Origin of the sequence: Levilactobacillus hammesii DSM 16381, from assembly GCF_001434395.1 — a bacterium.
Classification (GTDB): domain Bacteria; phylum Bacillota; class Bacilli; order Lactobacillales; family Lactobacillaceae; genus Levilactobacillus; species Levilactobacillus hammesii.
On sequence record NZ_AZFS01000061.1, the window covers coordinates 215,885 to 226,676 of the forward strand.

Annotated in this window: 9 protein-coding genes; 3 read left to right on the forward strand and 6 right to left on the reverse strand. The window is 49.8% G+C overall.

Annotation, left to right across the window (positions count from 1 at the left end; translation table 11 throughout):
• Nucleotides 1-146: 146 nt before the first annotated feature.
• From FD28_RS09765 to FD28_RS09775, 3 genes are all read left to right on the forward strand, one after another.
• A complete protein-coding gene (locus FD28_RS09765) occupies nt 147-1,181 on the forward strand; it encodes an aldose epimerase family protein (protein ID WP_057734856.1) in 1,035 nt (344 codons plus the stop codon).
• Between the two features lie 244 nt (nt 1,182-1,425).
• Complete coding sequence (gene rpsN / locus FD28_RS09770) at nt 1,426-1,695, forward strand: 30S ribosomal protein S14 (RefSeq protein WP_057734857.1); 270 nt, start codon at nt 1,426-1,428, stop codon at nt 1,693-1,695.
• Nucleotides 1,696-2,215: 520 nt separating this feature from the next.
• A complete protein-coding gene (locus tag FD28_RS09775; RefSeq protein WP_057734858.1) occupies nt 2,216-2,653 on the forward strand; it encodes a hypothetical protein in 438 nt (145 codons plus the stop codon).
• Between the two features lie 169 nt (nt 2,654-2,822).
• Here FD28_RS09775 and FD28_RS09780 read toward each other — a convergent pair whose 3' ends face one another.
• From FD28_RS09780 to FD28_RS09805, 6 genes are all read right to left on the reverse strand, one after another.
• Nucleotides 2,823-5,078, reverse strand: coding sequence for a glycoside hydrolase family 65 protein (locus FD28_RS09780; protein WP_057734859.1), 2,256 nt, complete (start codon nt 5,076-5,078; stop codon nt 2,823-2,825).
• Between the two features lie 211 nt (nt 5,079-5,289).
• Nucleotides 5,290-6,654: an SLC45 family MFS transporter gene (locus FD28_RS09785; RefSeq protein WP_057734860.1), complete on the reverse strand. Its 1,365-nt coding sequence runs from the start codon at nt 6,652-6,654 to the stop codon at nt 5,290-5,292.
• Between the two features lie 194 nt (nt 6,655-6,848).
• Nucleotides 6,849-7,814, reverse strand: coding sequence for a LacI family DNA-binding transcriptional regulator (locus FD28_RS09790; RefSeq protein WP_057734861.1), 966 nt, complete (start codon nt 7,812-7,814; stop codon nt 6,849-6,851).
• A 283-nt stretch (nt 7,815-8,097) separates the two neighbouring features.
• Complete coding sequence (locus tag FD28_RS09795; protein ID WP_057734862.1) at nt 8,098-8,526, reverse strand: GNAT family N-acetyltransferase; 429 nt, start codon at nt 8,524-8,526, stop codon at nt 8,098-8,100.
• Nucleotides 8,527-8,560: 34 nt separating this feature from the next.
• On the reverse strand, nt 8,561-9,892 hold the full coding sequence (locus FD28_RS09800; RefSeq protein ID WP_057734863.1) for a sensor histidine kinase: 1,332 nt from the start codon (nt 9,890-9,892) through the stop codon (nt 8,561-8,563).
• Nucleotides 9,882-10,574 carry a response regulator transcription factor gene (locus FD28_RS09805; protein ID WP_057734864.1) on the reverse strand — a complete coding sequence of 231 codons (693 nt, stop codon included), beginning with the start codon at nt 10,572-10,574 and terminating at the stop codon, nt 9,882-9,884. The genes FD28_RS09800 and FD28_RS09805 overlap by 11 nt, the downstream gene beginning before the upstream one ends.
• Nucleotides 10,575-10,792 lie beyond the last annotated feature (218 nt).

Here is a 10,792-nt window from a genome sequence, read left to right on the forward strand (position 1 = left end):
ATTCCGGGATTCTATCCTGCCTAAAAAACTTTTGTCCCCCGTTTATTGATTTTCGTCCCAACTATATTTGACAATTGTACGGATAAAAATATAGAATAGAGCCAGAAATGAAAACGCTTTAATCTATAGAAATCGAGGACTTGCTCATGAAAACTGCTACGACGAAATGGGATACTTATCAGAATCAGGCTGTCACCGAATATACGATTGAAAACAAGAACGGTGTAAAGCTCGGCATTCTTAGCTGGGGCGCAACCCTACATACCTTGTCCGTACCAAGTGACAAGGGTGACAAGAACTTGGTGTTATCTTACCATACAATGGCGGATTACCTGTCCAATCCGTTCTACGTCTGCATGGGAATTGGCCGGATCGGTGGCCGTCTTGGCGGCGGTACCTTTGAGATGGGCGGCAAGACTTACACCGTCGACACCAACGAAGGTAAGGACACCACCTTACACGGTGGCCCTCACGGCTTTAACACGGTCAACTGGGACGGCGAAATCGACGACTCCGATGCTAATGAAGCCAAGATCATTCTGAGCCACACCTTCAAATCCAGTGATGACTCCTTCCCTGGCGATATGACCGCTAAGATGATCTATTCACTGGACAACAACGACCGGGTTAACTTGAAGTTCGAAGCCAACTCTACGGCATTGACTCTCTTCAACCCAACGTTACACGTCTACTTCAACTTAAGCGATGACCAACTCATCTCTGGTCAAACCTTGCAAATCAACGCTAAGGAACACTTGGAAGTCACCAGCGAAAAGATCCCAACCGGGAACTTCATTCAAAACGCGGGCACCCCATTCGACTTTGCCAAGGGACAAAACTTGGGCGAAGCCATCCGCGGCATGCAAGGGACTACTGAAAAAGGCTTTGACGACTTGTTCCACGTTGAACCAGCCGCAGACAACAAGATTGCTGAACTCAGCGATCCGCAATCTAACCGGTCCGTGACGATCAAGTCCAGCCGGAATGGTCTGGTCGTCTTCACCGCCAACTCCTTCACGTCTGACATGAAGTTAGCGACTGGCGCCGGCCAACCTTACATGGGGGTTGCCTTGGAAGCTCAAACCTTATCCGACACGCCACACCATCCAAACTTTGGGGACGTCTCCGTTCCTGCTGGCAAGACGCAAACTTACGAAATTGCCTACGAAGTTAAATACTAGATCGGTAGAAGGCGTGTAAAAATAGCCAGCCATTTAAAAGATGACAACTATTCTTTGAGACACGTTTAAACCATACAGATTCAGTCATGTAAAAGGGGGCGAGATGTGATCTCAGCCCCCTTTTACGTTCTCACAGGGCCTCAATAACGGATGCGAAGTCAAATCGTTGACAGCCTTCAGCGAGAAATGGTATGCTTGTAAAACGTAATCATTACTATATAGATAAAAGGAGAATCACTTATTCATGGCTAAAAAGTCAAAAATTGCTAAAGCAAAACGGATTGAAGCCACGGTCGCCAAGTATGCCGACCGGCGCGCTGAACTAAAGAAAGCTGGCGATTACGCCGCTCTCGCCCTGTTACCACGAGACGCTTCCCCTGTACGGATTCACCACAGAGACCACCTCGATGGCCGGCCACATGCCTACATGCGAAAATTCGGCATGTCCCGTCTTAACTTCCGCCAATTGGCTCATGAAGGTAAGATTCCGGGGGTTCGGAAGGCTAGCTGGTAGAGCGTGGAACAAGCCGCTTAGATTCTGAGCATTAACGTCATTAAGTGCCCGCTCGGTGGAACCGAGCCGGTGCTTAATGGGGTTAAGCGCAGGAATCTGGCTTGTGTAACGCGTTTCAGAAGCTGCATGTTTCCGAAGTGTCATCGCGAGAACCAATCTAACGCTTTGAGAATTCAGAACCATTAAAAATGCTATGCCGAGCAGGAGTCACTTATTTTTCTAAGCGGAGGAATCTGCCTTGCGTAACGCGTTTCAGAGGCTGCAAGTTTTCGAAGCATCACAGCGAAGAACCGTCCGATGATTCGAGAAAGTCCATTAAACAGTGACCGAACCCGAGCCGGTGCTTAATGGGGTTAAGCGCAGGAATCTTCCCTGTGCAACGCGTTTTGATCCCCACCAGCATCCCTAACTGTAAATTAATTTCAACCCACATCAAACTCTGTCCGCGGCTCGGTTTGACGTGGGTTTTTCTATAGCCTAAACTGAGAACATCATTATACACAACGAAGGAGTTTTTAGCATGACAGAAGTCTTAACCGTCATTCGTGAATTTGACGTATTTGGTAATAGTGGTCAGACCCCCTATGGCATTGACACCCCTAAGATCAACGCCCAGTTTGTGGGAATTAGCCCCGCAATGGCCTTTGATACCAACAACCAACCCAAGTTAGCCCGGCAAAACGAACGGCAACTGCGAACCATCGAGGACAACTTACGCCATGACTTCCACGATAAGATGGCGGCTCTAACCGGCAATGATTTGGGCCAAAATCTCCAAGCGATCCAGGACCTGGTCACCACTTTCAAAGCGCGGCTTGAACAGGACTTGCTGGTTAAGGATCAGCTTGAATTGGAGAACCTAACCCTGAGTGGCGAGTGGCTCACCTATTGGCAAGACGATGCGCCCCTCGCCAAAGCCAAGGCGCAACAACAGGAGAATTTACCGCAAGACTTTTAAACGCAAAAACACCCTTTCCGCGGCACTCACAGGTACCGTGGAAAGGGTGTTTTTAATTGAATCGTTTTTAAATCACATGAGGGTTTGTCTCAAAGTTGCCAGGTACCATTCTCGAGACGCTAGCGACCGGGCAGAGTCACCAGTAGTTAATCTCGATAAGACACGCAGACTACTTCACGTCCACTGGCTTGCCAGCAACGTCGATCGTCAATGGATCACCACTCATCAGCTTAAAGTGGGTCCCATCACCATCAACCGTTACTTCAATCAGGCTGCCACGGAAGACTTGACGGAAGGAATAACTCGTCCAGGTCTTTGGCAGGAATGGCGCGTAGTGTAACTGACCATCACGCACCCGCATGCCTGCAAACCCTTGAACGACGGCAATCCAGCCACCGGTCATGGCCGTGATGTGCAAACCATCCGTCGTGTCATTGTTGTAGTTATCCAAGTCTAACCGGGCCGTCCGTGAGTAAAGTTCAACGGCCTTTTCTTCGTAACCCAGATCGGCAGCCAAGACCGCATGAATGGCTGGTGACAAGCTGGATTCGTGAACCGTCAATGGTTCATAGAAGTCAAAGTTAGCTTTCTTCTGTTCTGGTGTAAAGTCATCGATGAAGTCCCAGATTCCTTGCAGGACATCCCCTTGCTTGATGTAAGGCGACCGCAAGATCTTATCCCAAGACCAGTGTTGGTTGATTGGCCGTTGGTCGGCTGGGATGGCACTGACGGGTTCAATGTCCTTATCCAAGAAGCCATCGTGCTGAACGAAGATGTTCAAGTCCTTGTCGTAAGGCAAGTACATCCGGTCCACAATATCCTGCCACTTAGCCTTTTCGGCATCGGTGACACCCAGCTTATTTGCCGTATCAGCATCGACCTTACCTAAAACTTCCAGTGTGTACTTCAACGTCCACTGTGCCAGGAGGTTGGTATCCCAGTTGTTATCAACGTTGTTTTCATACTCATCGGCACCGGTAACCCCGTGAATCATGTACTGATTATTCCGCTTGCTGAAGTGCACCCGGTCGGCCCAGAAACGTGAAATTTCGGAAAGGACCTTGGCCCCTTCGTGCAAGACGTAAGAGGTGTCGCCCGTGTAACGGGTGTAGTTGTAAATGGCAAAGGCAATATCACCATTCCGGTGAATTTCTTCAAAGGTGATTTCCCATTCGTTATGGCATTCGATCCCGTCGAACGTCACCATTGGGAACAAGGCACCTTTCAGCCCTTGTTCCTGCGCATTCACGTAGGCACCATCCAGTTGCTTGTAACGGTACATCAAGAGGTTGCGGGTGACTTCAGGGTTCGTGATCCCCAAGTAAACGGGCACCGCAAAGGCTTCGGTATCCCAGTAAGTGGCACCACCGTACTTTTCACCGGTGAAGCCCTTAGGTCCAATATTCAGACGGGCATCCTCCCCATAATACGTGGAGAAGAGTTGGAACAGGTTGAAACGAATCCCTTGTTGTGACTCGTCATCGCCAGCGATTTGGACGTCGGATTTTTCCCAACGGTCCGCCCAGATCTTGGTGTGAGCGGCCAGTAAGTCGGCATAACTTTCTTGAGCGACCTTATCACTTAGCTCGTGCATGGCTTGGGTTAATTTTTCTTGCGTATCGTAGTCTCTGGAGGTGACCACGATCACGCGCTTCTCTAATTCTGCTGAGGCTTCGGGAGCCAGACTACCCGTGTAGGCAGTCATGACGGCCTTGTCGTTCGGTTGGGTAACGGCAACATTGTTTAGGTCCGTGACCATCCGCATTTCCATGCCAGATGTGAACTGTGGCGTGCCAAATGGGTTCGGCGTCGTCTTGGCAATGATGCTCCCCCGATTGGTCTGTTGGTCCGTGGCGAGGACATCCCAGAACCGTTCGTCATAGTTGGCCTCTTCGTTCATGACATCAGCATCGATGCCTGGTTTCAGGGTCACGTCAACCTTGCTGGTTCCCAGGTTCTTGACGGTGACCTTTTGGACGGAGAGTTCTTGTTGGCTGACACTTAAGAAACGTTCAAAAGTCAAGGCAACCCGCGTGTCACCACGTTCCACAGTAAAGGAACGGGTTAAGACGGACCGGTGCATATCCAGGTCGAGGGTAAAGTCACTGATCTTGTCCTTGGCCAGGTCAACCGCCGTCCCATCGATTTCAATAGGAAGTTTAATAAAATTGACGGCATTAACCACTTTACCAAAGTACTTCGGGTAACCATTCTTCCACCAGCCGACCCGCGTCTTATCTGGATACCAGACGCCGCCCAAGTAAATTCCTTGGAGGGAGTCGCCACTGTAACCTTCTTCGAAGTCACCCCGCATCCCCATGTAACCATTGGCCATACTGGTCATGGATTCTTGAAGACGTTTGTCTTTGGGGTCAAAGGTATGGGTGATTACGTTCCAAGGTTTTACCTCAAAAATTCGTTTCATGGTGTCATTTCTCCTTTTTGTTTTAATTGATTTTCGTGTGTTCAAAGAAAAGCAGTCTATTTTTTCACTCTAATGACGATCATCGCTCATTGGCAAAGCTTTCGCCAGTAACATGACGTACCTTGTTGGCAAAAAGTCCTAGATTATCATGAGCTTTCGCCGTTTAACATTCAGTTCTAACCGGCGTAGGCGGCCAAATTTCACCACATGGTTAAGCGCGGTAAGTTTCTTTGATCATACCGACGGATAAAGCACCAATGGCCATGATGATCCCAGCTAACAGGAACATGTTGGCTTGCGCACCACCCAATAATGGGAACAGGGCGAAGCTGGCTAAGGATGCCACGATCTGTGGTAAACAGATTGAACCGTTAAACAGACCCAAGTAAGTCCCCATGTGGGCACCGGACAAGGCGTTGGTAACCATGGTCAATGGGTAAGTGTTCATAGCTGCCCAAGCAATCCCCACAAGGATGAAGGAAGCAATTAACGTGTATTGGTTGTGAACGAAGAAGACGGAAATAAATCCGATGGCCCCTAAGCCTAAGCTCCCAGCATAACCCAATTTGTGAATGCTGTTTGGCAACTTGGCTAAGACGTATGACCAAACCACAGCGGCAATGGATTGTACGGCGGCTAAGACCCCGTACCAGTTACCAGCGGCTTGATAGCCAGCTGAGGCAGCGTTGGTCGTGTGCCAAACGTTAGAAGCAATGGCACCAGCGGAGTAAGTCCAGAGGTATTGGAAAGCAACCCAGCAGAAGAATTGAACTAAGGTAACAGTCCAGAAGACCTTTGGTGCGGACTTCAATAACGTCCACCAGTTACCACCCTTGGCATTGTCTTCCTTGGAAATCCCATGGTACTTGGCATAAGTATCTGGATCGTATTCCTTAACCCGGAAGATCGTAAACAGACTCGTGACCACTAACAGAACCGCCCCAACGTAGAAGGCAACCTTAACCGTTGCAGGCACTACCCCTTTGGCGGCCGTGTTGGCAATCCCAATAGCGGCGAACAAGAAAGGCAAGATAGCGGCTAAAACGGCACCCGTGTTGGATAAGAAACTTTGAATCCCGTAAGCGTAACTCTTTTGATCATCATTGACCATGTCCCCAACCATCATCTTGAAGGGTTGCATGGCAATGTTAGAAGACAAATCTAGAAAGGCAACCGTCAGTGCCCCGAAGAGTAAGGCAGCCAGTGAAGCGTAGCCGAAGCCCATACTCCCTGAGTTAGGCAACAGACACATGACAATCACGGCAACAATCGTCCCCAACAGTAAGTATGGTAACCGTCGTCCACCTAATTTAGGTGCCCAAGTTCTATCTGAATAGTAACCGACAATCGGTTGCACAATCAAACCAGCTAGTGGTGGTAAAATGAAGAACCACCCTAAACTGTTGGGATCGGCCCCAATCGTTTGGAATATCCGACTCATTTGCGAACTCTGTAACGTAAAGGCCGTTTGTACCCCTAGGAAACCAAAGTTGATCATCCAAATGGTACTGGCCGGCAGTGTCGGTAGCCCGTTCTTTTTCTGGGCCGCTTCGGCTGAAAGTGATTCATCTGCCATAATCCAAAACCTCCTCAGGCTTGTGTTGCTTAGATAATTGCTAATTGATAACTTGCTTCGTGAAGTTATTATGGCACCGCTTACATAAAAATGCAACCGTTTGCGCAAAAGTTTTTTCGTGCACTATTTCACACCTGACAGTCAAAAAAGGCCCGGCTATGGGATTTAGCTTCCACTCGCCGGACCGCAATTTTTTATTTAATTTCGTAAGGAATTCTGATTTGTTTTCTTGGCGTCGCCGTTTTATCCTGCCGATCACCAAACAACAAACTAACCGTTGCCGATCCCATCTTCTCGGGAAATAGATTGACCGAATGCAAGTCAGCATCCGTCAAACCAGTAGGCAATGAATGGTTGTAGCTGACCACGGGAAAATGACTGACCGCATACCGTTCACGCACGAGCCGATAAAACTCGATCGCGTTAAAGTCATCGGTAGCCATGATGCCATCAATTTCGGGATGGTGTTCGATGAAGGATCGCACGTATTCCAGATCATGTAATTTGCAGGTCAACGGTTCCACATTAAACTGGGCAGCCACCCGTTCATACCCTTGTCGCCGCTGCCGTTCATAGCCCCACTCGTGACCGGACTCAACGAATACGGGATGCTTCACCGCTAATTGGTCTAGTAAGAAACTAGCGCCACCAATCCCAGCCTCCAGATTATCGTTATCCACGAAATAGTCATCGTTGCCGTCAATCGGTTCCCCGATCGTGACAAAGTGCAGCTGCTTTTCCCGCAAAAATGCGGCGATGGGATCATCTTGGTGCACGTACAGGAGAACAAACCGTTTGATCTTCCCCTGAGCCACCATTGCTTTCACGTTCTCCAGCAATTCCGCAGCCGTCTTACTAATGGCCACAGACAGGACATACTGGCGCTTCATCAGCTCGGTATTAATCCCCCGCAAGAGGTCAATATAAAAGGGGTTGTCGGTCGAATTACGATCGGACGTGGGGAAAACCACGCCCACCGCATTCGCCTCGCCAGCCGTTAAATTTTTCGCGTTATAGTTGGGGCGGTAGCCCTCTGCAGCGGCCAACGCTTGGATACGCTTCCGCGTGGCAACGCTGATACGTGGATTATTATTCAATGCCCGGGAGGCCGTGGAAACCGAAACGCCCGCCTTGGCAGCAATATCACGGATTGTTAACATCTCTTCAAAAGCTCCTTATGCGCTTAACAGCAGTGTCCTTATGCTTCAAATCTTACCATACCCGCGCACCGATTAAAACAGTTCCAGCCGTAAATCACGTTCAATTGGTCTACATTTAGCCAGAATTCCAAGCGATTCACCGCTAAAAAACCACAGACTGGCACACCATTGCGATCATAGCCCGGGCTATTTTACTGATTTTTCGAAACTGGTCTAGGTCACAGAACCGGGCTTACCGACTGTTACCATCACAAAAAGGTCCCGACAGTCGAGACCTTCACGGTTAACGTTTTAAATTTAAAATGGGATAAGGTCGGCCATCCGTATCCGTCTCAAAGCGGGAAACCAGGTGGAATCCCTGGCGGCGATAAAAGGCCAGCGCGCCAGGATTCTGGGCATTGACCGTCACCGTTTGAAGGTTGTCCTCCGCAATCAGCGTTTGCACAATGGTCTGTCCGTACCCCCGCCGAAAATAGGCTGGGTCCAAAAAGAGCATCACCAAATCGGTAGCCGCTGTGCCGGAGAAACCAACCGTCGTCGTGCCCAGCTGCCATTTAACGAGCGTAACCTGAGCAAAATACTGGGGTAACGCGCGCTGAATGGCCTCACGATCCGCCGGTTGTAAGAACTGGTGAGTTGCCGCTACCGAACGTGCCCAAATCGCAATGAGCTCGGGGTAATCGGCGGGCGTTGCGCGTTGTGGCGTTAACATGATTTTTTCCTCCCGTTACGTTTAAGCCAACGTTCTATTTCTTCTCGTGACGACCACCTAATCCGGTGAGCGGATTCAAAGGCAGGGTTGTCACAAACTGGCTACCCTGTGGCTGATTAGCCTTGACCGTAATGGTGCCGTGATGCAGATTCACAATCCAATGGGCAATCGACAGGCCCAGTCCATTTCCCCCGGTCTGACGGCTGCGAGAGCTATCGACCCGGTAGAACCGATCAAAGATCCGCTTACGATCCGCATCATTGACGCCGATGCCTTGATCGGCCACAATCAGTTGCCACTTCCGGCCAACGACCTTAGCCGACAGCGTAATCGTACTGCCCTGCGGCGAGTACTTCAACGCATTGTCGATTAAAATATTCATCAGTTGGTGGATCAAGTTTTGATCCAAGGTCGCCCGAAATTCGGTAACGGGCGCCAGCTCCAACCGTTTCCCCTGACTGGCCGCAATCTCGGTGTACGGTTCGACCGTTCGTTGGAGAAACGCCGCCACGTGGGTGGATTCAAAGTTGGTCTGTAACGTGTTGGAGTCGGACCGCGCCAATGCCAGTAGATCCTGCGTCAGCTTTTGCAACCGCTGGCTTTCACTGTTGGCAATGGCGATGTTTTCCGCCTGATCGATGATCTTGTCATTGGGCTTCGTCAGTAAGAGCTCCAATTTATTTTGAATAATGGTCAACGGCGTCCGCAGTTCGTGGGCCGCATTCCCCACGAACTCCGTCTGTCGGCCCCACGACTTGAGAATGGGGCGCATGGTTAGCCGTGACATCCAGATACTCATCAGAATGGACAGTAACCAAAAGATCCCCATCGTGATCAGCAAGACCCGGGTAAAATTGCTCATGGCCGCCTTTTGCGGATCGATATTTTCCATAATCAGCAAGTATTTTCCCGCGACCATCTTATCCGGATTCTTCTGGGGAACCTTGACCAGCAACGTCCGGAAATTATACTTACCACCGATCTGAATCGTGTGCAGTTGCCCCACCTGTGACGTGTCGAGGGTAATCCCCTTCAATGTATCGTAACGTGACCCCAGCTGGGCGTGATTCGTAATCTTGCCGGCTCGATTAAAGATCAACGTTGTCGTCATAAATGGATGAATGGCCCGACCGTTCTGCACCCGACCACCGGGTTGTTTGCCCTGATTGACGGGTTTCTTCGCCAACGGAGCGCCGTTCAGTCGCGAGGAACGTTCAACGCGCAGGGCCTGATCCGTACTGGTCAGCATGGCATTTCGGAACAACACGAAAACAATGACCCCTAATGACACGAAGATCACCGTGAAGCCGATAAAATTGCTGATAAACAAGCGCCATTGCTGCGCTTGGTTAACCTTATTGCTCATCAGGTGCCTCCACAATGTAGCCTGCGTTACGAATGGTCCGTAACGACAGATCACTGCCAGCGTTCTTGAGCTCCTTTCGCAGGTTACTCATGTAGACTTCGACCACGGACAGACTCGTCTCGGAATCGAAACCCCATAGCCGGTTGAAAATTTGTTCTTTCGTAATAATTGTCCCAGGATTGGCGACCAAGTAGGCCAAGAGATCAAACTCTCGCCCCTTCAACGTCAATGGGTCTCCCTTAAAGGTCGCTAAATGCTTGCTGGTGTTAATTTCCAGCTGGCCCAAACTGATCACATCGGAGCTATTCAGATGCCCCGTTCGCTTCAATAAGGCCTTCATTCGCGCCAATAGTTCCTCACGGTGGAAGGGCTTGGTGACATAATCATCGGCCCCATCGTTGAACCCACGCAGTTTATCGGCAATCGTGTCCTTGGCTGTCAGAATCAGGACTGGCGTTTTAATGTCCTTGTTGCGAATGTGCAGCAGCAAGTCCAGTCCACTTTCGCCGGGTAACATCAGGTCCAGGATAATCGCGTCAAAGACCCCCTGACTCGCCAAAAATTCACCCTGTTCACCATCGAAAGCCGTGGTGGTCTCACAGATGGGTTTGATTAATTCAACAATGTCCGCGGATAATTCACGTTCATCTTCCACGACCAATACTTTAGCAGTCGTACGCAATGGCCATTCCTCCTTTGATTTCTTCAGAAAAAAATTAACTTGATTAAAAACTATTTATTTAGCAAGCGTTAGCTTCATCTAAGAACAGCGTAGCATGAATTACGCCGCAATCATCAGCCCAACGCCTGATTTAGCAGAACCTTAACTAGCCCCTAAGCTTTTCCTTCACCTGCGGCTGCCAGAGATTCCGGCTGCTGTGGGGACCGCCTGCGGCCTGA